We start from the raw sequence: 22494 nt of genomic DNA, 5'->3' as shown, positions 1-22494 counted from the left end.
AATTGGCACCCCATGTTGCACATGGGGTGCCAGTGCCGGACGAAGCACGTAGAATCCGCCCGCCCCTGCAACGGGCAGACCGCGACAGCGCGGGCCATTCCAGTGAGAGAAAAGAGAATGCAATCGGCCATGAAAACGCCCGTGGAACCCTGGTACAAGCACCTCTGGCCATGGATCATCATCGGCATGCTGGGCATCTCGGTGTTCCTCAGCCTGATGATGGTCAACATCGCAGTGAACAACCAGGACTCCCTGGTCAGCGACAACTACTACGAGGCCGGCAAGGGCATCAACCGCTCCCTGGACCGCGAGCACCTGGCGCAGCAGCTCAAGCTGCAGGCGAAGATCAGTTTCGACGAACTGACCGGCGAGATCGACCTGCGCCTCTCCGGCGACAGCCACCCGGACAAGCTCACCCTCAACCTGCTCTCCCCCACCCTGGAAGCCCAGGACAAGCACATCGAGCTGCTGCCCAGCCCGGCGCAGCCCGGCCGCTACACCGGCAGCCTCGACGCCGCCGTCAACGGCCGTCGCTTCATCGAGCTGCTCGGCCAGGAGAACGGCCAGGCCTGGCGCCTGTTCGAAGAAGAGAAAGTCGCCCCCGGCGGTTCGTTCGTCCTTGGCGACGAGCCCCTCAGCGGAGACGAAGCTCAGCGCCCATGAGCGCCCCGCTGCCCTGCTACCACTGCGCCCTGCCGGTTCCCGCCGGCAGCCGTTTCACGGCGCAGGTCCTTGGTGAAACCCGCGAATTCTGCTGCCCGGGCTGCCAGGCCGTGGCCGAAGCCATCGTCGCCGGCGGCCTGGAAGGCTACTACCGCCACCGCACCGAAGCGGCGCCCAACCCCGACGTATTGCCCGAACAGCTCAGCGACGAGCTGAAACTGTTCGACCGCCCCGACGTGCAGCAACCCTTCGTCCGCCACGACGGCGAGCTGGCGGAAACCACCCTGATCCTCGAAGGTATCAGTTGTGCCGCCTGCGGCTGGCTGATCGAGAAGCACCTCAAGGGCCTGCCGGCCATTGCCGAAGCCGGCCTCAACCTGTCCAACCACCGCCTGCACGTGCGCTGGTCCGACAGCAAGATGCCCCTGAGCGCGCTGCTCGCCGAACTGCGCAAGATCGGCTACGCCGCCCACCCCTACCAGCCCGACCGCGCCGCCGAGCAACTGCACGAAGAAAACCGCCGCTCCCTGCGCCAGCTGGGTGTCGCCGGCCTGCTGTGGTTCCAGGCGATGATGGCGACCATGGCCACCTGGCCGGAATTCAACATCGACCTCAGCCCCGAGCTCCACGAAATCCTGCGCTGGGTGGCGATGTTCCTCACCACGCCGATCGTCTTCTACTCCTGCCAGCCGTTCTTCCGCGGCGCCCTGCGCGACCTGCGCACCCGCCACCTGACCATGGACGTCTCGGTCTCCCTGGCCATCGGCGGCGCCTACCTGGCCGGCATCTGGACCGCCATCACCGGCAGCGGCGACCTGTATTTCGACGCCGTCGGCATGTTCGCCCTGTTCCTGCTCTCCGGCCGCTACCTAGAGCGCCGTGCTCGCGAGCGCACCGCCGCGGCCACCGCACAACTGGTCAACCTGCTGCCCGCTTCCTGCCTGCGCCTGGACGCGAGCGGCCAGAGCACCCGCGTGCTGCTCAGCGAGCTGAACGTCGGCGACCGCGTACTGGTGCAGCCCGGCGCGGTGATTCCCGCCGACGGCCAGATCCTCGATGGCCAGTCCAGCATCGACGAATCCCTGCTCACCGGCGAGTACCTGCCGCAACCGCGCCAGACCGGCGACAACGTCACCGGCGGCACCCTGAACGTGGAAGGCCCACTGACCGTAAGGGTCGGCGCCCTCGGCAGCGACAGCCGGCTCTCCGCCATCGTCCGTCTGCTGGAACGCGCCCAGTCGGACAAGCCGCGCCTCGCCGAACTCGCCGACAAGGCCGCGCAGTGGTTCCTCGTCGCGCTGCTGGTGCTGGCCGCCGTGGTCGGCCTGTTCTGGTGGCAGCACGACGCCTCCCGCGCCTTCTGGGTGGTGCTGGCGATGCTGGTGGCGACCTGCCCCTGTGCCCTCTCCCTGGCCACGCCCACCGCGCTCACCGCCGCCACCGGCAGCCTGCACAGGCTCGGCCTGCTGGTGACTCGCGGCCACGTGCTGGAAGGCCTGAACCATATCGACACGGTGATCTTCGACAAGACCGGCACCCTCACCGAAGGCCGCCTGACCCTGCGCGCGGTACGCCCGCTGGGCGAGCTGGACAGCGACACCTGCCTGGCGCTGGCGGCGGCGCTGGAAAACCGCTCGGAACACCCCATCGCCCGCGCCTTCGGTCGTGCACCGCAACCCGCCGAGAACGTCGAAAGTCATCCGGGCCTGGGCCTGGAAGGCCTGGTGGGCGAGCGTCGCCTGCGCATTGGCGAGCCGTCCTTCGTCTGCGCCCTGAGCCACGGCGTGGCACCTGCGCACCCGCAGGAACCCGGCCAATGGCTGCTGCTCGGGGATGAGCGCGGCGCGCTGGCCTGGCTGGTGCTCGACGACCGCATCCGCGAGGACGCCGCGGCCCTCCTCGACGCCTGCCGCAGCCGTGGCTGGCGGACCCTGTTGCTCTCCGGCGACAGCTCGCCCATGGTCGGCCAGGTGGCTGCCGAGCTGGGCATCGACGACTGCCGGGGCGGCCTGCGCCCGGACGACAAGCTGGAAGTCCTGCGCCAGCTGCACCAGGAAGGCCGTCGCGTGCTGATGCTGGGTGACGGCGTGAACGACGTGCCGGTGCTGGCGGCCGCCGACATCAGCGTCGCCATGGGCTCGGCCACCGACCTGGCGAAGACCAGCGCCGACGCCGTACTCCTGTCCAACCGCCTGGACAGTCTGGTGCAAGCCTTCAGCCTGGCACGGCGCACCCGCCGGGTGATCATCGAGAACCTGATCTGGGCAGGGTTGTACAATGGGCTCATGTTGCCCTTCGCCGCCCTCGGCTGGATCACGCCCGTGTGGGCCGCGGTGGGCATGTCGATCAGCTCGCTGACCGTGGTGCTCAACGCCCTGCGCCTGACCCGGCTGCCCAGGGCCGTCGACGCCTCCTCGGCGACCACCGCGCGCCCGGCCGTCCTGGAGACGAGCCCGGCGCTGCCACGGAGTTGAAATGCCCGCACTCTACGTCATGATCCCGATCGCCGTGCTGATCGTCGGCATCTGCATCTGCATCTTCTTCTGGGCGGTGAACAGCGGCCAGTACGACGACATGGACAGCCCGGCCCACAGCATCCTGTTCGACGACGAGGACCCCAAGCACCAGGCCGGCATCGACGAAGCCGAAGGCCAGGACGAGCACAAGGGCCAGAAGGACAAGCGCGATGCCTGAGCTGGCGCCCCTGCTGGCGTCGGCGCTGATCCTCGGCCTGCTCGGCGGTGGTCACTGCCTGGGCATGTGCGGCGGCCTGATGGGCGCGCTGACCCTGGCGATTCCGCCGGAGCAGCGGGCCCGACGCCTGCGCCTGCTGCTGGCCTACAACCTAGGACGCATCCTCAGCTACGCCTGCGCGGGCCTGCTGCTCGGCCTTGCCGGCTGGGCCATCGCCCGTACGCCATTCGCCTCGGCGCTGCGCATTGTCGCCGGGCTGTTGCTGATCGCCATGGGCCTGTACCTGGCCGGCTGGTGGAGCGGCCTGACCCGCATCGAAGCCCTGGGCCGCGGCCTGTGGAAGCACATCCAGCCCTTCGCCAGCCGCCTGCTGCCGGTCGCCACGGTTCCCCGTGCGCTGCTGCTGGGCGCCCTGTGGGGCTGGTTGCCCTGCGGCCTGGTCTACAGCACCCTGCTATGGGCCACCAGCCAGGGCTCGGCGGTGGACAGCGCGCTGCTGATGCTCGCCTTCGGCCTGGGCACCTGGCCGGTGCTGCTGGCCACCGGGCTTGCCGCCGAGCGCATCACCGCCCTGCTGCGAAAACGCAGCGTGCGCATGGCCGGCGGCATCCTGGTCATCCTCTTCGGCCTCTGGACCCTGCCCGGTCCGCACCAGGCGTGGATCATGGGCCACGAGATGCACGCCAGCGCCAGCCATACCCACCACAAAGCCGCTTGATACAGGTCAACAGGCCCTTGTCGGACTCTCCCTAGACTGCGCGGGAAAAGCTCGCCAACCGGGGACCTCGGCATGCTCGACAATATTCGCTGGGACGCAGATCTGATACGCCGCTACGATCTGTCCGGCCCACGCTACACCTCCTATCCCACAGCCGTGCAGTTCCACGAAGGCGCCGGACCCTTCGACCTGCTGCATGCGCTGCGCGATAGCCAGAAGGCCCAGCGCCCGCTCTCGCTCTACGTGCACATCCCGTTCTGCGCGAACATCTGCTACTACTGCGCCTGCAACAAGGTCATCACCAAGGATCGCGGCCGCAGCGCGCCGTACCTCGCCCGGCTGATCCGCGAAATCGAGATCGTCAGCCGCCATCTGGGTCGCCAGCAACAGGTCGAGCAACTGCACTTTGGCGGCGGTACCCCGACCTTCCTCAGCTCCGGCCAGTTGCGCGAACTGATGAGCCAGTTGCGCACGCACTTCAACCTTCTCGACGACGACTCCGGCGACTACGGCATCGAGATCGATCCGCGCGAGGCCGACTGGTCGACCATGGGCCTGCTCCGCGAACTGGGCTTCAACCGCATCAGCCTCGGCGTGCAGGACTTCAACCTGGAGGTGCAGCAGGCCGTGAATCGCCTGCAAAGCCTCGACGAAACCCGCGCCGTCATCGATGCCGCGCGCACCCTGCAATACCGTTCGATCAACATCGACCTGATCTACGGCCTGCCCAAACAGAACCCCGACAGCTTCGCCCGCACCGTCGAACAGGTCATCGCCCTGCAACCCAACCGGCTGTCGGTGTTCAACTACGCGCACCTGCCGGAACGCTTCATGCCGCAACGGCGGATCAACGCCGACGACCTGCCCTCCCCCGGCCAGAAGCTGGAAATGCTCCAGCGCACCACCGAACAGCTGGAAGCCGCCGGCTACCGCTACATCGGCATGGACCACTTCGCCCTGCCGGACGACGAGCTTTCCATGGCCCAGGAAGACGGCACCCTGCAACGCAACTTCCAGGGCTACACCACCCACGGCCATTGCGACCTGGTCGGGCTCGGCGTCTCGGCGATCAGCCAGATCGGCGACCTCTACAGCCAGAACAGCAGCGACATCGCCGACTACCAGAGCTCGCTGGACCAGAGCCAGCTCGCCACCCGTCGCGGCCTGCACTGCAACAAGGACGACATCATCCGCCGCGCCGTGATCCAGCAACTGATCTGCCACTTCCAGCTGGACTTCGAGGAGATCGAAGAGCTCTACAACATCGATTTTCGTGGCTACTTCAACGAAATCTGGCCGGAGCTCGAACGCTTCGCCGCCGACGGCCTGATCAACCTCAATTCGCGTGGCATCGATGTCAGCGCCTCGGGCCGGCTACTGGTGCGCAGCCTCTGCATGCTGTTCGATCGCTACCTGCCGATGCAGAACCTGCAACGCTTCTCGCGGGTCATCTGACCCGCGGCAACGCGACAGACGGCAGAGGCCGACTGTCGCACCCATTGCAACAGGATATGTCCTTGGCCCTGATCTGAGGGAAGAGCCCTGAGACGGCCCTTTTCGAAGCATTTCGAACCCTCCCGCGCCCCGCGAGAACCCTCGTTTTCCCTACCGAAACCTGCGATTCAGACAGGCTGCCAACTGGCGCCCGATCCGCCGTCTGCGGTACCCTTGATTTTTGTGTGCCATCCCATTCAAGGAACACTCATGGCCGAAACCATCAAAGTGCGCGCCCTGCCCCAGGCGCACTGCAAGGATTGCAGCCTGGCTCCTCTCTGCCTGCCCCTGTCGCTCAACCACAGCGACATGGACGCCCTCGATGAAATCGTCAAACGCGGCCGACCGCTGAAGAAAGGCGAATTCCTGTTCCGTCAGGGCGACGCTTTCGGCTCGGTCTTCGCGGTTCGCTCCGGCGCACTCAAGACCTTCAGCATCACCGACGGCGGTGAAGAGCAGATCACCGGCTTCCACCTGCCCAGCGAGCTGGTCGGCCTGTCCGGCATGGACACCGAGAGCTACCCGGTATCGGCCCAGGCACTGGAAACCACCTCGGTCTGCGAGATTCCCTTCGAACGCCTGGACGAGTTGTCCGAGCAACTGCCGCAGTTGCGCCGTCAGTTGCTGCGGGTGATGAGCCGCGAAATCCGCGACGACCAGCAGATGATGATGCTGCTGTCGAAGAAGACCGCCGACGAGCGCATCGCCACCTTCCTGGTGAACCTCTCCGCGCGTTTCCGCGCCCGTGGCTTCTCGGCCCAGCAGTTCCGCCTGGCCATGTCGCGCAACGAGATCGGCAACTACCTGGGCCTGGCGGTGGAAACCGTTTCCCGCGTGTTCACCCGCTTCCAGCAGAACGGCCTGATCGCCGCCGAAGGCAAGGAAGTGCACATCCTCGACTCCATCGAACTGTGCGCACTGGCCGGGGGCCAACTGGAAAGCTGAACCGCTTGAAAGCTGACTGAATAGTTGACTTTCCGGTCATCGAAAACGGGCTCGCCGACTGGCGGGCCCGTTATACTTTGGCCTCTGCAAAAACCCGCATCAGGTGCACATCCAGCATGATCCTCAACCAACTCGACCTGAAGTCCGTGATCCGTGCCGTTCCCGACTTTCCCAAGCCCGGCGTCATGTTCCGAGACATCACCCCGCTGTTCCAGTCGCCGCGAGCCCTGCGCTTCGTCGCCGACAGTTTCATCCAGCGCTATGTCGAGGCCGAGTTCACCCACATCGGCGCCATGGACGCGCGCGGCTTCCTGATCGGCTCGATCATCGCCTACGAGCTGAACAAACCCCTGGTGCTGTTCCGCAAGCGCGGCAAGCTGCCGGCCAACGTGCTGGCCCAGGCCTACGAGACCGAATACGGCGAAGCCCTGCTGGAAGTCCATGCCGACAGCCTGTGCGAAGGTGACAGCGTGCTGATCTTCGATGACCTGATCGCCACCGGCGGCACCCTGCTGGCCGCAGCGCAACTGGTGCGCCGCATGGGCGCCAGCGTGTTCGAAGCCGCCGCGATCATCGATCTGCCGGAGCTGGGCGGTTCGGCCAAGCTCAACGACGCGCAGATCCCCACCTACAGCCTGACTGCCTTCGCCCTCGACGAGCAGTAACAGACCGCTGTCGGTAACAAACGGGCGCCCAGGCGCCCGTTTTCGTTTCCGTCTCCCGAATAGACGCCCCATCCAATGGCTGGTCATGGCCCGTTTGGCCTGATTCGACCCAGCCATGGCCGTATATGACCTGGCGATTGTCAGACAAGACTCCGAACATGACATCAGCTAATGACACATTACGAGGTGGCATAGCGAACTAACGACAGGGCTTGCCCGAGTCGCCGCACCTGCCAAGCGCGCGCTCCAGCATCCCAAGCCCGCACAACAACAAGGAGTTAGTCATGAACGCCAGCACCACGCCGATCCGCGCCAATTTCCCGGTCCGCCGCATGGACTTCAGTTTCAGCGAAACGCCGAAGTACTGGTGGGACGGGCAACCTTTCATGACCCACTTCATGAATAACCTGTCTTCGCTGTTCCCCTACGGCGAGAAGTTCTTCGTCGACAGCGTGCGCGCCGTGCGCGAGCGCATCCAGGACCCGCAGCTGCAGAAGGACGTCAGCGCCTTCATCGGCCAGGAGGCCATGCACTCCAAGGAACACGCAGCCTACAACGAGTACGCCGACGAACACGGGATCGACCTGGAAACCCTGGAGCTGCGCATCAAGGTGCTGCTGGAGAGCATCAGCAAGGTCACCACCAGGAAGCACCAGCTGGCGATCACCTGCGCCCTGGAACACTTCACCGCGACCATGGCCGAGCAGTTGCTCAAGCGCGAAGACCTGAGCAGCCAGATGAAGTCGGACAAGATGTACAAGCTGTGGATGTGGCACGCAGTCGAGGAGAACGAGCACAAGGCGGTAGCCTACGACGTCTACCAGCAGGTCTACGGCGGCTACTTCACCCGCACCGCGGTGATGCTGCTGACCACCGTGATCTTCCTCAGTGTCATCGCCGGCTTCCAGATCAACCTGCTGCGCCGCGACGGCCAGCTGTTCAACTGGCGCAGCTGGAAACATGGCCTGGGCGTGCTGCTGCACCCGCGCCGCGGCTACTTCGTCAACCTGATCCGTCCGTGGCTGGATTACTTCCGTCCTGGCTTCCATCCCCTCGACCATGACACCAAGGCGCTGGAAACCCGCTGGAAGGACCAGCTGGACTTCGCGGGCTGATCCCTAGTGTGCAAATGAATACGCCAGGCAATGCCTGGCGTTTTACATTCAGCCCGATGCACCCAAGGCTATCTCTGCGTAGGAGCGGACTCCGTCCGCGATGTCGTCCGGCGCGATGCGAACCTATCGCGGACAGAGTCTGCTCCTACGAATGCCGGCTAGCCCTCAGCGCGACGCGGCAGATCGTCTTTCGTGTCGAACCAGGTCAGCTGCGACGAACACCACACATGGCAACGTGGCTCGATCAGCCCCGGCTCATCCAGCGTCACGTAATTGAGCCCCACCGTATCGCCGTCGCGCACGCGAAACTCCATGGGCGTACCGCACTTCACACAGAAGCGCCGCTCGCCCTCCTCGCTCGAGCGCCACATTCCCAGTTCCCCTGAAAGGTACTGGAACCCCGACAGCGGAATCACCGCCCAGGGCACCGCCGGCGCGGCATTGGACTTCTGGCAGATGCGGCAATGGCAGTAGCCGGTTTCCGTAGGCTCGGCATCCACCCGGTAGCGCACTGCGCCGCAGGCGCAGCCGCCGAACAGGGGCAAGGGCAGCATGGCGATCTCCTGATACGGCAAAAGAGACTCAGAGCCTAGCCAGCATCCCGAAGGTCTGCAGCACCGCGACGCCGGTAAAAAGCAACAGGATCTGTCGTCCAGCCAGGGCACAGACCTCCGCGCGCTGCTCAGGCGGCCGTTCCAGGTAGTCCAGCGATTGCTGGAACAACTGCCGGCTGATCGACCGCGACAACTGCTTCAACTCGCCCTCGTCGACATCCGGCAGCAGATGGAACTGGCGGATGTCCTCGGCCATGTCCTCGCCGAAATCGTCCATCACCCGCGCCAGCGCCGCGCGCAGCACCGGCGACGGGCCGTGCAGTTCACGCACGCCGATGATGAAGGCTTCCGGGTGACTCTCGACGAAGTCGAAGAACAGCCGCACGGTTTCCCGCGTCACCCGCAGGCCGCGCTCCAGGTCCAGGCCGAACGGCACGCTGGCGGCGCCCTGCCCCGGCTGCGCGCGCTCGGCGGCTTCCCGGCGCAGGTCACGCAGCGGCTGACGCAACTGGCTGGAGATGTCGCGGATGATCGCCAGGCCCAGGTCGTCCACATCGTCGAAGTGCCGGTAGAAGGTGTTCGGGTTCAGCCCCGCTTCCCGCGCCAACTCCCGCAGCCCCAGGCTGCTCAGGCTGCGTCGGCTCGATGCCAGGCGCAGCGCCGCATCGATCAGCGCCCGTTTGCCCGCGGCTTCCGCCGGGCGTTCTTCCTGTCCGATTTCCATGAGTCTGGCGCCCGGCCCCACCGAAGGTTGGTTGTTCGCGAAGTATACAGATGTCTACATTCACACCACGTAGACAGTTGTATACGCCAGCAATAATCATAACAGGAGCTTGGCAATGGGTACCCAACCAAAGACTGCCCCCAGACATTGCAAGGTCGCCATCATCGGCACCGGGTTTTCCGGGCTGGGCATGGCGATCCGCCTGAAACAGGAAGGCGAGAACGACTTCCTGCTGTTCGAAAAGGACGCCGGCGTCGGCGGCACCTGGCGGGTCAACAATTACCCGGGCTGCGCCTGCGACGTGCAATCCCACGTCTACTCCTTCTCCTTCGAACCGAACCCGGACTGGACGCGCATGTTCGCCCGCCAGCCGGAAATCCGCGCTTACCTGGAAAACTGCTGGAAGAAGTACCGCCTGGAAGACAAGACGCTGCTCAACACCGAGATGGCGCGCTTCGAGTGGAACGACAGTCAGCAGCTCTGGCACCTGTTCGACGCCGCCGGCAACCACTACACCGCCAAAGCCGTGGTCTCCGGCATGGGCGCCCTGTCGATCCCCTCGATCCCGGCGCTCAAGGGCCTGGAGAACTTCCAGGGCAAGGCCTTCCACTCCCAGCAGTGGGACCATGACTACGATCTCAAGGGCAAGCGCGTGGCGGTGATCGGCACTGGCGCCTCGGCCATCCAGTTCGTCCCGGAAATCCAGCCGCTGGTGGCCAAGCTCGACCTCTACCAGCGCACCGCGCCGTGGATCCTGCCCAAGCCGGACCGCGCCATCAGCGAGAAGGAGCGTGCACGCTTCCGCCACTTCCCGGCGGTACAGAAGCTCTGGCGCGGCGCGCTCTACAGCATGCTCGAAGGCCGCGTGCTGGGCTTCACCTTCGCGCCCTGGGCGATGAAGCTGGTGGGCAAGCTGGCCGAGCGCTTCATCCGCCAGCAGATCAAGGACCCGGACCTGCGCCGCAAGCTGACCCCGGACTACACCATCGGCTGCAAGCGCGTGCTGATGTCGCACAACTACTACCCGGCGCTGGCGGCTTCCAATTCCTCGGTGATCACCGACGGCATCCGCGAGATCAAGGCCGGCAGCATCGTCACCAGCGACGGCCGCGAGCGCCCCGTGGACGCGATCATCTTCGGCACCGGCTTCACCGCCAACGACCCGATCCCGCGCGGCGTGGTGTTCGGCAAGGGCGGCGTGGACCTGCTCGACACCTGGAAGAACGGCCCGGAAGCCTACAAGGGCACCATGACCCGCGGCTTCCCCAACCTGTTCTTCCTCATGGGCCCGAACACCGGCCTGGGCCACAACTCCATGGTCTACATGATCGAATCGCAGATCGCCTACGTGCTGGGCGCCATCAAGCTGATGGATCGCCGCGAGCTGCAGAGCGTCGAAGTGAAGGAAGAGGTGCAGGAGCGCTGGAACGAGAAGCTGCAGCGCGGCCTGAACCACAGCGTGTGGAACACCGGTGGCTGCAAGAGTTGGTACCTGCACCCGGTGAGCGGACGCAACTGCACCCTGTGGCCCGGCTTCACCTGGCGCTTCCGCGCGCTGACCCGCCAGTTCGACCCATCCGCCTACCATCTGAAAGCCAAGCCCCTGAGCAGCCCCGTCGTCCAACCGCAACGCCACGCCGAGGAGGTGCCGGCATGAAGAACTTCGAGAACAAAGTCGCCGCCATCACCGGCGCGGGCTCCGGCATCGGTCGCGCCCTGGCCGTGGAACTGGCCTCCCGTGGCTGCCATCTGGCCCTGGCGGACGTGAATGCCGCCGGCCTCGAAGAAACCCGCCAACTACTCACGTCCAGCGGCGTGCGCGTGTCCATCGACACGGTGAACGTCGCCGACCGCGAGCAGGTGCACGCCTGGGCCGACAAGGCCGCCCGCGAACACGGCAAGGTCAACCTGGTGTTCAACAACGCCGGCGTCGCCCATGCCGGCACCGTGGAAGCCAGCGACTACGAGGAGTACGAGTGGATCACCAACATCAACTTCTGGGGCGTGGTCTATGGCACCAAGGCCTTCCTGCCACACCTGAAGGCCTCCGGTGACGGCCACATCGTCAACGTCTCCAGCGTGTTCGGCCTGTTCTCCCAACCGGGCATGAGCGCCTACAACGCCACCAAGTTCGCCGTGCGCGGCTTCACCGAGTCGCTGCGCCAGGAACTGGACATGGAGCGCGGCGGCGTCTCCGCCAGCTGCGTGCACCCCGGCGGGATCAAGACCAACATCGCCAAGACCGCGCGGATGAACGACAGCATGGTCAAGGTCACCGGGCAGAACGCCGAAGCCGCCCGCAGCCAGTTCAACGACCAGCTGCTGCGCACCACGCCGCAGAAGGCTGCGCAGGTGATCATCCGCGGCGTGGAGCGCGATTCGCGGCGCATCCTGATCGGCCCGGACGCCCACGCCATCGACCTGATGCTGCGCCTGCTGCCAGTCTGGTACCAGAAGGTGGTCACCGGCAGCATGAAACTGGCCAAGCGCTTCGCTCCCAAGCCCAAGCGCAAGCACGGCGCTGAAGGGTACGAGGCCAAGTAAGAGTCCCTTTTTCCCTCTCGGGCCGGCGTCCACCCACTACCCCCGGGTGGGCGCCGTTTTTTTGTTTCAGCGGCGCACCAGTACCACCTCCAGATACTCGCTGGGCACCACCAGCGACGACGGACCGGCACGGTTGCTCGCCTCCAGCAACTGGGTCAGGTCGCGCTCCAACCCTTTCGCCTCGGTTTCCGGCAGGCTGGCGAAGGCCTTGTGCAGCGGGCCATACCAGTCGCGGAAGACCTCGATGAAATGCGCCGCCGAGCGATAGCGGAAGTTGAAGATCTGCCGCGAGGCACGCAGCTCGCCAATCGAATCGCCGAACAGCTCGCGCAGATGCTCCTCCCGCCCCCAGGCCGACGGTGGACGCACACCGGCGGCCGGCGGCACGTAGCCCGAAAGTACCTTGAACAGCTGGCCGATGAAGCCTTCCGGGGTCCAGTTGGCCAGGCCGATGCGCCCGCCGGAGCGGCAGACCCGTGCCAGCTCGGCAGCTGCCTTCGGCTGGTCCGGGGTGAACATCACGCCGAAGGTCGAGACGACGGCATCGAAGCTGCCCGCCTCGAAGGGCAAGGCTTCCGCATCGGCCTCGCGGAATGCCACGTCCAGGTGCTCGGCGCGGGCACGCTCGGCGCCCAGTTCCAGCAGACGCGGCACATAGTCGGTGGACATGACCCGGCAACCGCGCCGGGCCGCCGCCAGGGTCGCATTGCCGTTGCCGGCGGCGACATCCAGCACCCGCTCGTCGCAGAGCAGGTCGCAGGCTTCGGCCAGGCGCTCGCCGACGATCTGCAGGGTGGTGCCGATCACGGCGTAGTCGCCGCTGGCCCAGGTGGCCATCTGGCGTTGTTTCAGGGCGTTGAGGTCTACGGCGGTGCTCATCTGTGCATCTCCAGGCAGTGCCGGCGCGCTCATTCGGCGGTGGTCGGGTCGATGATGTTGACGACCTGCGATATCCGGTTGGCCGGGAATCCGCCCAGGCTCGCATGCTCACGCACGGTGGCCTCGTCGGGCGCGATGTACACGCAGTAGATGCGGTCGTCGACCACGTAGCTGTGCAGCCACTGGATCTGCGGGCCGAGCTGGTTCAGGACTTTGCAGGACTTCTGCGCGATGGCTTTGAAATCGCGCTCGGACAGGGTGCCGGCGCCAGGGATTTCGCGCTCGATAACGAACTTGGGCATGACATTCTCCGGTGGGTGGGAAACGTCGGGGACCGCAACCTCCCGCACCTTCATACTGCGCGCCGTGCCGGTTGCCGTCCTGCTCCAGCGTCGGCCTTCCCTGCCCGATCGTCCGGCGGCCCGTCACGGCTTCGCTTTCACGCCCAGACTTCGGAGAAGCCCCGGCCCCGAGGAGCACCCCATGAGCTCGGACACCCTCCTTGACGCCCAGCAGCGTCTCGAACGCCTGGTGCGCCAGCGCCCGGCTGTCGCCCGGATCAGGGACGTCCCTGCCACCGCCCTCTGGGAAGGCGGGGGCAGGACCTGCGTGCTGCATCCGGACGGCAACATGGTGTACACCGACCTGCCCCGGGAACTGGGCGGCAATGGCGCGCAGGTCAGCCCCGGCTGGCTGCTGCGGGCAGCCCTGGCGTCCTGCGCCGTCACACGCATCGCCATGCTCGCCGCCGAACGCGGGATGCAACCCGAGCGGCTGGAGGCGGACGTCACCAGCGAAACCGACCTGCATGGCCTGCTCGGCCTCTGCCTTGAAGACGGCCAACGAGTGCCGCCCGGGCCACTGGCAATCCACTTGCGACTGCGCATCCGCGTGCCCAACGTCGAGGACCGGGCCGTGCGCGATCTCGTCGAACAGGCCATGGGCGTGTCTCCCGTGCTGGGCGCGATGACGGAAGCGGTGGTAGTACGCCTGGACATCGACAGCGGAGCTGATTGATGGACGCGCTGTCGGAAACCCTGCGGGTGGTACGCCTGATCGGCGCCATCTTCATCAATGCCCGCTTCACCGCGCCCTGGTGCTACCAGTCACCGCGCGCCGATTCGGTGATCGAGCTGCTGGAGCCCGGCGCCGAGCAGTTGGTGATCTTCCACCTGATCACCGAGGGCGAATGCTTCGTCGAGATGGGCAAGGCCGAACCGGTGAAACTGGTGGCGGGCGATGCGGTACTGTTCCCCCAGGGGCATGCGCACCGCATGACCTCGCAGCCCGGCGTGCCACCCGCCACAGGCGCGCAGTTGGAAGCGGTGCTCGCACGGCGTCCCCGGCAACTGGCCTACGGCGGCGGCGGCGCGACGACCCGCCTGGTGTGCGGCTACCTCGCCTGTGACGCCCGCCTGGCGCGGCTGCTGCTGGCGGGCCTGCCGGCCCTGGTGAAGGTCAACGTGCGCGGGTCAGACGCAGGCGCCTGGCTGGAGTCCTCGGTTCAGTACGCCCTGGCCGAAGCGCGTTCGCCCCGCCCCGGCGGGGCCGGCGTGCTGGCCAAGCTGGCGGAGGTGCTGTTCATCGAAGTGCTGCGCCTGTACATGGCGCAGCAGGGTGAAGAGCGCACCGGCTGGCTGGCCGGACTGCACGACCGCATCGTCGGCTGCGCCCTCGGCGAGCTGCACAAGTCACCTGCCCACGCCTGGAGCCTGGAAGAGCTGGCCCGCTGCGCCGGTACCTCACGCTCGGTGCTGGCCGAGCGCTTCCAGTGCCTGGTCGGCTGCCCACCGATGCAGTACCTGACCCAGTGGCGGATGCTTCTGGCGGCCAACCTGCTGCGCGGCAGCAATGCTCCGCTGGCGCGCATCGCCGAGGACGTCGGCTACCAGACGGATACGGCCTTCAGCCGCGCCTTTCGCCGTGAATATGGCTGCCCGCCGGCGGCATGGCGGCGCAACCAGAGCGCCGGCGCCCGCGTGTAGGAGCGCGCCATGCGCGCGATCGCGGGCATGGCCCGCTCCTACAACCCCATCTGCTTGGCGATGATCTCGTTCATGATCTCACGTGTGCCGCCGCCGATGGAGAGGATGCGGTTATCGCGATACAGCCGCTCCACCAGGCTCTCGCGCATGTAGCCCATGCCGCCCAGCAACTGCACCGCATCGTAGGTCACCCGGTCGGCGACATCCGTGGCGAAGTTCTTGGCCATGGAGATTTCCTTGATCACGCTCTTGCCGGCGGCCATCTTCGCCGCCTGGCGATAGGTGAACTCGCGGGAGACCTCGACCTGCGTGGCCATCTCCGCCAGGCGGTGCTTGAGCACCTGGAACTTGCCGACGGGCTTGCCGAACGCCTCGCGCTCGCGGCACCAGGCCAGCGCCTCCTCCAGCGCCAGCTGCGCGGTCATGTTGGCCATGATCGCCAGGGCCAGGCGCTCGCTCTGGAAGTTCGCCATGATGCAGGCAAAGCCCATGTTCTCCGCGCCGATCAGGTTCTCCACCGGCACCCTGCAGTCGTCGAAGAACAGCTCGGCGGTGTCGGACGCCCACCAGCCCATCTTCTTCAGCTTGCGGCTGACGGTGAAGCCCGGCGTGCCCTTCTCCACCAGCAGCAGGCTGACGCCGCCGAAACCATCGCCGCCGGTGCGCACCGCCACGGTGTAGTAGTCGGCACGCACGCCGCTGGTGATGAAGGTCTTGCTGCCGCTCACGCGGTAATGGTCGCCATCGCGCACGGCGCGGGTCTTCAGGCTGGCCACGTCGGAACCGCCGGACGGCTCGGTGACCGCCAGCGCCATGATCTTCTCGCCGGCCAGTACCTGCGGCGCGATACGCTCGCGCAGCTCCGGGCGGCCCCACTTGATCAGCGGCGGCAGGCCGATGTCCAGCGAGCCCAGCCCGGCGACCAGGCCGCCGGAGCCCGAGCGCATCAGCTCTTCGCTGGCCGCCACCTTGGCGAACAGGTCGCCCTCGTGGCTGCCGCCCAGCGCTTCCGGATAGCCGATACCGAGGATGCCGGCCTCGCCGGCCTTGCGGTACAGCTCGCGGGGAAACTCCTCGGCTTCTTCCCAGTCGGCGACGTGGGGCAGGATTTCACGCTCGACGAAGCGCCGCACGCTGTCGCGGACCAGGCGGTGGCTGTCATCGAAGTATTCGGCGAACACGGACATGGCAAGGCTCCAGACGATTTGCCTGAAAACTTACCGAGCGCTTGCTTGGTTTTCAAGGCGAGACACCCGCCATCGGCTAGGACAGATGCGCCGCCCCGAACCGTTCCCGATACGCCGAGGGCGCCACACCCGCCGCATTACGGAAGGCATTGCGGAAGCTTTCCACGGTGCCGAAGCCGCACTGTTCGGCGATCCGCTCGACACTGTCGCCGCTGCTCTCCAGCAGTTCGCGGGCGCGCAGCATGCGCTCGTGCTGCAGCCAGGCCTTGGGCGTCATGCCGGTCGCCTCGCTGAAACGGCGCAGGAAGGTGCGCTCGCTCATGGCCACGCGGCTCGCCAGCTCACCGACGGAGATCGACCGGTCCAATCGTTGCCGGGCCCAGTCCAGCAGCCCCGCCAGGTCATGCCGGGGCGCCTGCGCGACCGGTGCGGGAATGAATTGCGCCTGGCCGCCACCACGCTGCGGCGACATCACCAGGCGCCGCGCCACGGTATTGGCAACCTGCGTACCGAAGTCCCGCGCCACCAGGTGCAGGCAGGCATCGATGCCCGCCGCGCTGCCGGCGGAGGTGATCAGTTGCCCGGCGTCCACGTAGAGCACCTGGGCATCGACTTCGATGGCGGGGAAGCGCGTCGCCAATTCCTCGGCGTAGCGCCAGTGGGTGGTCGCCCGCCGGCCGTCGAGCAACCCGGTGGCGGCCAGGACGAAGACACCGGAGCAGATCGACAGCAGCCGCGCGCCTTCGTCGCGAGCCTTGCACAGCGCCCGCACCAGTTCGGCGGACGGCGCCTCGGCGCGGTCGCGCCAGCCGGGCACGATGATGGTGCCGGCCTTGTCGAGCGCCTCCAGCCCGCCATCGGCCAGAACCTGAATGCCACCCATGGCGCGCATCGGCCCCTGATCGACGGCGATGACGCGATGGCGGTACCAGGGGAAATCGAACTCGGGGCGTGGCAAGCCGAAGATCTCCACGGCAATGCCGAATTCGAAGGTGCACAGGCCGTCATAGGCGAGCACGGCGACTTCCAGGGGATTGCGCGGCATTTGGCGGAAAACTTCCGATCACTGTCCAGGCCGCCACTGTAGCCGACTCGGATGGCCACATACAGTGCTCCCAACTTCCACAGGAGCCCTGCCATGCCCAGCCTCGTCAGCCAGTTTCCCGCCGCCCTGCCCGCCGACGCCCTCGCCCACTTCAGCCATCGGCTGGCCTTCGAGACCGATTGCTCGGACGTCAACCACGCCCTGCAGAACGGCGAGCAGGATTTCGTCCTGCTCGACGTGCGCAACGCAGCCGCCTTTGCCCGTGGACACGTACCCGGAGCGCTGAACCTGCCGAGCCGCGAGATCGATGCACGGCGCATGGCGCAGTTCCCGCCGGGCACCCTGTTCGTCGTCTACTGCGCCGGGCCGCATTGCAACGGCGTGCACCGCGCCGCGGCGAAACTCGCCGCGCTGGGCCTGCCGGTGAAGGAGATGATCGGCGGGGTGACCGGCTGGCTCGACGAAGGACTGACGCTGGTCGGTACCGAGGGCAATGAGCAGTGCAGCCAGGCTGAAGGCATCTCGTGCGCCTGCTGACCATTCGCGAGGCACGGCCGGACGATGTCCCGGCCGTGCTGGAGCTGATGCGCGCACTGGCGGAGTTCGAAGACTATCTCGATGACTTCGCGGTGGACGCCGACGCCCTGCTCACACGCGCCTTCGGCACGGCGGCGCAATGCCGGGTGTTCGTCGCCGAGACCGATTCACTCTGTGGTTACGCCGTCGTCCAGGTCCTTCCGTTCACCTTCGATCTGCGTCCGAGCGTTCGACTCAAGGAGCTGTATGTCGTCCAGGGACAGCGCAGCAACGGCGTAGGCGAACAGCTGCTGCGGCGCGTAGCGCACTGGGCGCTGGAACAAGGCGCGGGTCGCCTGCTGTGGGACGTGCTGGCCGGCAATGACGCGGCAGAACGCTTCTACTCGCGCCTGGGCGGCCGGCGTGAGAGCAAGTGGATTGCCTATGGGATGGATGACCGGGCGCTGCTGCGCCTTGCCGGCCGTTAGCCGCTGATGGGCCGGCGCCCCGCCAGGGCGTGGGCCAGGGTGCCGCCGTCCACCAGCTCCAGCTCGCCGCCCAGCGGTACGCCGTGGGCGATGCGCGACAGCACCAGGTCGCCGCCACCGAGCAGCTGGGCGATGTAGTGGGCGGTCGCCTCACCTTCCACCGTGGGGTTGGTGGCGAGGATGATCTCGCTGAAGTTGCCGGCCTTGATCCGCGCTTCCAGCTCGGGAATGCCGATGGCCTCCGGGCCGAGCCCGTCCAGCGGCGACAGGTGCCCCTTGAGCACGAAATAACGGCCGCGATAGCCGGTCTGCTCGACGGCGAACACGTCCAGCGGGCCTTCCACCACGCACAGCAGGCTGTCGTCGCGACGCGGGTCGGAACACTGCGGGCAGAACTCGTCCTCGGACAGTGTGCGGCACTGCTTGCAGTGGCCAACGCCTTCCATCGCCTGGGTCAGCGCCTGGGCCAGGCGCAGACCGCCGCTGCGGTCACGCTCCAGCAGCTGCAGCGCCATGCGCTGGGCACTCTTCTGCCCCACTCCGGGCAGGGTGCGCAGGGCGTCGATCAGTTGGCGGATCAGCGGGCTGAAGCTCATGGGACGGTCTCAGGATATTTTTCGAGGGTTGGAACGACTGTAGGAGCGAGCGGGCTCGCGAACCCAAAAACAGGGAGAGAAGAAATCGGGCAACGGGCCGCTCAGGCCCAAGCAGGGCAAGGCGCCGTCGGGTGAGGAACCGGAGTGTGCTGTAGCACATGAGGATTCCGAACCCGACGGCAACGCCGCCATGCGCCGGGCATGGGCGGCACGAGCGAACTCAGAAGGGCATCTTGAAGCCCGGGGGCAGTTGCATGCCGGCGGTCATGCCGGACATCTTCTCCTGGTTGTTCTGCTCGATCTTGCGCACGGCGTCGTTCACCGCGGCGGCGATCAGGTCTTCGAGGATTTCCTTGTCTTCCTGCATCAGGCTGTCATCCAGGGAGACGCGCTTGACGTCGTGGCGACCGGTCATCACCACGCTCACCAGGCCGGCGCCGGATTGACCGGTCACTTCGGCGTTGGCCAGCTCTTCCTGCATCTTCTGCATCTTTTCCTGCATCTGCTGGGCCTGCTTCATCAGGCCGGCCATGCCACCTTTCATCATGTCGAGTTCCTCGATTCGTTCAGTCGTAGGCGCAGGCTGTCACGCCTTTGCTTCCAGGGGTTCGATAGTACCGTCGCGGACGACCGCGGCGAACTGTTGTTTCATCTGCAGCACATAGGGGTCGGCGGCGATGGACGCCTCGGCCTGGCGCTGGCGCTCGGCACGCTTGCGTGCGGCGGCCTGGGCCGGGGTTTCCTGCTCTGGCTTCTGCACGGTCACCTGCAGGGTCAGGGTGCGGCCATGGAACTGGTTCAGCGCATCGTTCAGGCGCCGCTGCTGGTTGGGGTTGAACAGCGCGCTCTGCCCCGGGTCCAGGTGCAGGTGCCAGCGGTCGCCGTCCACCTCCACCAGGGTGCAGTTGGCGCCGATGCTGGCGGTCAGGCCGGCCAGGCCCAGGCGCGGGAACAGCTCCAGCCACTCGGCGGCCAGCCCGGTCGCGGGCATGGCGGCGGGCTCGGGTTCCGGCTCGGCGGCTTCCTGCTGCGCTTCGTTCTCCAGGTAGCCGTAGGACTCCATGTCGACTTCGTAGTAGTCCTCGGCGGGCGGCGGTTCTTCGTCCCGGTCGTCGTCCTCGGCCGGGGCTTCGGGCACGACCGCAGCCGCTGCTGCGGCTTGTACCGGAGCAGGCGCTGCCACTACGGGGGCAGGCGCAGGTGCAGCAGGCTCGACTGGCGAGGGGGCGACGGCGACCGGCGCAACAGGTTCGTCCCACGGCAGGTCGACCGGCACTTCGGCAACCGGCGGCTGCACTTCGACGGCCGGAGCGGCAGGCTCTGCCGTGGCGACAACTTCCGGCTGCGGCTCGACCGGAGCCGGGGCCGCTTCGACCACCGGCGCGGGAGCAGTAACAGGCGCTGCCTCCACGACCGGAGCCGGAGCCGGAGCCGGAGCCGCCTGAGGCTGGGGCGCGGTGACAACCGGCGCAACCTCGGCGACCGGAGCGACCGGAGCGACTGGCGCGGCAGCGGGCGGCGGAGCAATGGATGCAACCGGCGCCGCAACGGAGGCGCCGGCCACTGGGTTCGGGTTGGAATCAGCCGTGGCCTTGCTGATCCCCAGGTCCTTTAGTGGCGACCTCGGTGAGCCCTCGGCATCGGCCGGGCGGAAGGCCAGCATGCGCAGCAGCACCATCTCGAAGCCACCACGGGGATCGGGCGCCAGCGGAAGATCGCGGCGGCCGATCAGGCCCATCTGGTAGTAGAACTGCACGTCCTCGGCGGGCAATGCCTGGGCCAGCGCCAGCACGCGGTCGCGGTCGCCCTGGCCGTTGTCCACCGCCTCGGGGAGCGCCTGGGCGATGGCCACGCGGTGCAGCACATTGAGCATTTCAGCCAGCACGCCGCCCCAGTCGGGGCCCTGCTCGGCCAGGTGGCGCACGGCTTCGAGCAGCGCACGGGCGTCGCCTTCCAACAGCGCATGGAGCACGCCGTAGACCTGGCCATGATCCAGGGTACCAAGCATGGCGCGCACGTCGGCGGCCAGTACCTTGCCCTCACCGAAGGCAATGGCCTGGTCGGTGAGGCTCATGGCATCACGCATGGAGCCATCGGCGGCACGGCCGAGTAGCCACAGGGCGTCTTCCTCGAAGGGCACGTTCTCGGCGCCCAGGACGTGGGTCAGGTGCTCCACCACCCGCTCCGGCGGCATGTTCTTCAGGGAGAACTGCAGGCAGCGCGAGAGGATGGTGACCGGCAGCTTCTGCGGGTCGGTGGTGGCCAGCAGGAACTTCACGTGGGGCGGCGGCTCTTCCAGGGTCTTCAACAGGGCGTTGAAGCTGTGGCTGGAGAGCATGTGCACTTCGTCGATCAGGTAGACCTTGTAGCGACCGCGGGTCGGCGAGTACTGCACGTTGTCGAGCAGCTCGCGGGTGTCCTCGACCTTGGTGCGGCTGGCGGCGTCGACTTCGATCAGGTCGACGAAACGGCCTTCATCGATCTCGCGACACACCGAGCACTGCCCGCACGGCGTCGAGCTGACGCCCGTCTCGCAGTTCAGGCACTTGGCCAGGATGCGCGCGATGGTGGTCTTGCCCACACCGCGGGTACCGGTGAACAGGTAGGCGTGGTGCAGGCGCTGGTTGTCCAGCGCGTTGATCAGGGCCTTGAGCACATGGGTCTGGCCGACCATTTCGCGAAACGAACGCGGACGCCATTTGCGGGCAAGAACCTGATAACTCATTGATATCCATCGCGACAGGTGAGCAGAAGTGGGCTAATCCTAGCGAAGCGGACCGTAAATTGCACCCGATGTCGGCTCTGGCCGTTGGTACATCTTGGCAAGGCCCGATCCGTACAGGCATTGTGTCGCCACTACGCCGCCATCGGAGCCTTGATGCGCCTGCTCGCCATCGTCCTGCTGTTCAGCTCTGCCGTCACCCTCGCCGAGGATCGCCCCCTGCGCTTCTCGGTGGTCGACAGCTGGGCAATGCCCCTGGCCCGAATCGAAGACGGCAGGCTGACCGGCGGTATTCTCTACGAACTGTTCACCGAAACCGCCCGCCAGGCGCATCGCGAGCCGGTCTTCCATCTCCTGCCGCGCGCTCGCGTGGAACAGGCCCTGCTCAGTCACCAGATAGACGTGCGTTGCTATGTCGCGCCAGCCTGGACCGAACACGAATTCCACGATTACCGCTGGAGCGTGCCGCTGATGACGCAGCGCGACCTGCTGGTCAGCCGCGACGGCCTCAAGGGCGACCTGCAGAGTCTTTCCGGCCAGGCTATCGGCACCGTGCTCGGCTATCACTACCCGCGCCTGCAGCCGGTACTGGACAGCGGCCGGGCAACCCGCGACGAAGCGCGCAACCAGGAACTGGTGCTGAAAAAGCTGCAGATTGGCCGCTATCAGTACGCCATCAGCAGCGAAATCGCCCTGGACTGGTTCAACCGGGCGCTCCCCCAGAACCAGCGCCTGACGATTGCCAGCATCATCGAGGAAACCCCGCTGTCCTGCCTGGTGCTGGACAGCCCGGACGCCCCCGCCGACGAGGTTCTCTCGGCCCTGGCGGCGCTGAAGGCTTCTGGGGAGATCGAGCGAATCCTCAGCCACTATCGTTGAAGTGACGGCGGCTGAGGCGCTGGATACTGGCGGGATGCAGCCTGAAGGAAGGGGCCGGAGCTCGACGCCGGAATGGCGGAG

General features: G+C 66.6%; 23 protein-coding genes and 1 pseudogene. 15 read left to right on the top strand and 9 right to left on the bottom strand.

Going from position 1 to position 22494, the window contains the following annotated elements:
• Positions 1-117: 117 nt before the first annotated feature.
• The 8 genes from ACQ5BL_RS03850 to ACQ5BL_RS03815 all read left to right on the top strand — a co-directional run bounded on the left by ACQ5BL_RS03850 (position 118) and on the right by ACQ5BL_RS03815 (position 8294).
• Entirely contained in the window at positions 118-663 is a 546-nt protein-coding gene (locus ACQ5BL_RS03850) for a FixH family protein (protein WP_207886514.1), read from the top strand.
• On the top strand, positions 660-3137 hold the full coding sequence (locus ACQ5BL_RS03845; RefSeq protein WP_243804959.1) for a heavy metal translocating P-type ATPase: 2478 nt from the start codon (positions 660-662) through the stop codon (positions 3135-3137). Before ACQ5BL_RS03850 ends, ACQ5BL_RS03845 begins: the two co-directional genes overlap by 4 nt.
• A 1-nt stretch (position 3138) precedes the next feature.
• A complete protein-coding gene (gene ccoS / locus ACQ5BL_RS03840) occupies positions 3139-3357 on the top strand; it encodes a cbb3-type cytochrome oxidase assembly protein CcoS (RefSeq protein WP_207886512.1) in 219 nt (72 codons plus the stop codon).
• Positions 3350-4075: a sulfite exporter TauE/SafE family protein gene (locus tag ACQ5BL_RS03835; protein ID WP_243804960.1), complete on the top strand. Its 726-nt coding sequence runs from the start codon at positions 3350-3352 to the stop codon at positions 4073-4075. The genes ccoS and ACQ5BL_RS03835 overlap by 8 nt, the downstream gene beginning before the upstream one ends.
• Positions 4076-4147: 72 nt before the next feature.
• Positions 4148-5530 (top strand): oxygen-independent coproporphyrinogen III oxidase, encoded by a 1383-nt coding sequence (gene hemN, locus ACQ5BL_RS03830; protein ID WP_243804961.1) that lies wholly within the window; start codon positions 4148-4150, stop codon positions 5528-5530.
• 249 nt (positions 5531-5779) lie between these two features.
• Positions 5780-6514, top strand: a complete 735-nt coding sequence (gene anr / locus ACQ5BL_RS03825; RefSeq protein ID WP_024763934.1) for a transcriptional regulator Anr — start codon at positions 5780-5782, stop codon at positions 6512-6514.
• A 116-nt stretch (positions 6515-6630) separates the two neighbouring features.
• Positions 6631-7179, top strand: a complete 549-nt coding sequence (locus ACQ5BL_RS03820; protein WP_243804962.1) for an adenine phosphoribosyltransferase — start codon at positions 6631-6633, stop codon at positions 7177-7179.
• Between the two features lie 284 nt (positions 7180-7463).
• Positions 7464-8294: a metal-dependent hydrolase gene (locus ACQ5BL_RS03815; RefSeq protein ID WP_243804963.1), complete on the top strand. Its 831-nt coding sequence runs from the start codon at positions 7464-7466 to the stop codon at positions 8292-8294.
• A 158-nt stretch (positions 8295-8452) separates the two neighbouring features.
• Here ACQ5BL_RS03815 and ACQ5BL_RS03810 read toward each other — a convergent pair whose 3' ends face one another.
• Both ACQ5BL_RS03810 and ACQ5BL_RS03805 read right to left on the bottom strand, forming a co-directional pair.
• On the bottom strand, positions 8453-8848 hold the full coding sequence (locus ACQ5BL_RS03810) for a GFA family protein (protein WP_243804964.1): 396 nt from the start codon (positions 8846-8848) through the stop codon (positions 8453-8455).
• Between the two features lie 28 nt (positions 8849-8876).
• Positions 8877-9572 (bottom strand): TetR family transcriptional regulator, encoded by a 696-nt coding sequence (locus ACQ5BL_RS03805; protein WP_243804965.1) that lies wholly within the window; start codon positions 9570-9572, stop codon positions 8877-8879.
• A gap of 77 nt (positions 9573-9649) precedes the next feature.
• Between ACQ5BL_RS03805 and ACQ5BL_RS03800 the strand changes: the two are divergent.
• Positions 9650-11229 (top strand): annotated as a pseudogene (locus ACQ5BL_RS03800) (flavin-containing monooxygenase).
• Positions 11226-12116: an SDR family NAD(P)-dependent oxidoreductase gene (locus ACQ5BL_RS03795; RefSeq protein WP_243804967.1), complete on the top strand. Its 891-nt coding sequence runs from the start codon at positions 11226-11228 to the stop codon at positions 12114-12116. The pseudogene ACQ5BL_RS03800 and the gene ACQ5BL_RS03795 overlap by 4 nt, the downstream one beginning before the upstream one ends.
• A 66-nt stretch (positions 12117-12182) precedes the next feature.
• On the opposite strand, the gene ACQ5BL_RS03790 is transcribed toward ACQ5BL_RS03795, so the two are convergent.
• Both ACQ5BL_RS03790 and ACQ5BL_RS03785 read right to left on the bottom strand, forming a co-directional pair.
• Positions 12183-12995, bottom strand: a complete 813-nt coding sequence (locus ACQ5BL_RS03790) for a class I SAM-dependent methyltransferase (RefSeq protein ID WP_243804968.1) — start codon at positions 12993-12995, stop codon at positions 12183-12185.
• A gap of 29 nt (positions 12996-13024) precedes the next feature.
• Positions 13025-13297: a DUF4242 domain-containing protein gene (locus ACQ5BL_RS03785; protein WP_243804969.1), complete on the bottom strand. Its 273-nt coding sequence runs from the start codon at positions 13295-13297 to the stop codon at positions 13025-13027.
• 181 nt (positions 13298-13478) lie between these two features.
• Here ACQ5BL_RS03785 and ACQ5BL_RS03780 point away from each other — a divergent pair, with 181 nt between their 5' ends.
• Both ACQ5BL_RS03780 and ACQ5BL_RS03775 read left to right on the top strand, forming a co-directional pair.
• Positions 13479-14012 (top strand): OsmC family protein, encoded by a 534-nt coding sequence (locus ACQ5BL_RS03780; protein ID WP_243804970.1) that lies wholly within the window; start codon positions 13479-13481, stop codon positions 14010-14012.
• Entirely contained in the window at positions 14012-14980 is a 969-nt protein-coding gene (locus ACQ5BL_RS03775) for an AraC family transcriptional regulator (protein WP_243804971.1), read from the top strand. The genes ACQ5BL_RS03780 and ACQ5BL_RS03775 overlap by 1 nt, the downstream gene beginning before the upstream one ends.
• Before the next feature lie 38 nt (positions 14981-15018).
• Here the strand turns inward: ACQ5BL_RS03775 and ACQ5BL_RS03770 are convergent, their stop codons facing one another.
• Together ACQ5BL_RS03770 and ftrA are read right to left on the bottom strand one after the other, a co-directional pair.
• On the bottom strand, positions 15019-16167 hold the full coding sequence (locus tag ACQ5BL_RS03770) for an acyl-CoA dehydrogenase family protein (protein WP_243804972.1): 1149 nt from the start codon (positions 16165-16167) through the stop codon (positions 15019-15021).
• A gap of 76 nt (positions 16168-16243) precedes the next feature.
• Positions 16244-17212, bottom strand: coding sequence for a transcriptional regulator FtrA (ftrA, locus tag ACQ5BL_RS03765; RefSeq protein WP_243804973.1), 969 nt, complete (start codon positions 17210-17212; stop codon positions 16244-16246).
• A 93-nt stretch (positions 17213-17305) separates the two neighbouring features.
• On the opposite strand from ftrA, the gene ACQ5BL_RS03760 reads away from it, so the two are divergent.
• Positions 17306-17749 carry a rhodanese-like domain-containing protein gene (locus ACQ5BL_RS03760; RefSeq protein ID WP_243804974.1) on the top strand — a complete coding sequence of 148 codons (444 nt, stop codon included), beginning with the start codon at positions 17306-17308 and terminating at the stop codon, positions 17747-17749.
• A complete protein-coding gene (locus ACQ5BL_RS03755; RefSeq protein ID WP_243804975.1) occupies positions 17737-18216 on the top strand; it encodes a GNAT family N-acetyltransferase in 480 nt (159 codons plus the stop codon). Before ACQ5BL_RS03760 ends, ACQ5BL_RS03755 begins: the two co-directional genes overlap by 13 nt.
• Here ACQ5BL_RS03755 and recR read toward each other — a convergent pair.
• The 3 genes from recR to dnaX form a co-directional block, all read right to left on the bottom strand.
• Positions 18213-18812, bottom strand: a complete 600-nt coding sequence (gene recR, locus ACQ5BL_RS03750) for a recombination mediator RecR (protein WP_015477774.1) — start codon at positions 18810-18812, stop codon at positions 18213-18215. The two genes, ACQ5BL_RS03755 and recR, sit on opposite strands and share 4 nt — an antisense overlap.
• Positions 18813-19032: 220 nt before the next feature.
• Positions 19033-19359 (bottom strand): YbaB/EbfC family nucleoid-associated protein, encoded by a 327-nt coding sequence (locus ACQ5BL_RS03745; RefSeq protein WP_017516839.1) that lies wholly within the window; start codon positions 19357-19359, stop codon positions 19033-19035.
• A gap of 39 nt (positions 19360-19398) precedes the next feature.
• Positions 19399-21537: a DNA polymerase III subunit gamma/tau gene (dnaX, locus tag ACQ5BL_RS03740; protein ID WP_430292784.1), complete on the bottom strand. Its 2139-nt coding sequence runs from the start codon at positions 21535-21537 to the stop codon at positions 19399-19401.
• Positions 21538-21690: 153 nt separating this feature from the next.
• On the opposite strand from dnaX, the gene ACQ5BL_RS03735 reads away from it, so the two are divergent.
• Positions 21691-22413: a substrate-binding periplasmic protein gene (locus ACQ5BL_RS03735; protein WP_243804977.1), complete on the top strand. Its 723-nt coding sequence runs from the start codon at positions 21691-21693 to the stop codon at positions 22411-22413.
• Positions 22414-22494: the final 81 nt, after the last annotated feature.

Source organism: Pseudomonas sp. B1-22 (genome assembly GCF_050474425.1).
Classification (GTDB): Bacteria; Pseudomonadota; Gammaproteobacteria; order Pseudomonadales; family Pseudomonadaceae; genus Pseudomonas.
This window is presented reverse-complemented; position numbering and strand designations above follow the sequence as displayed.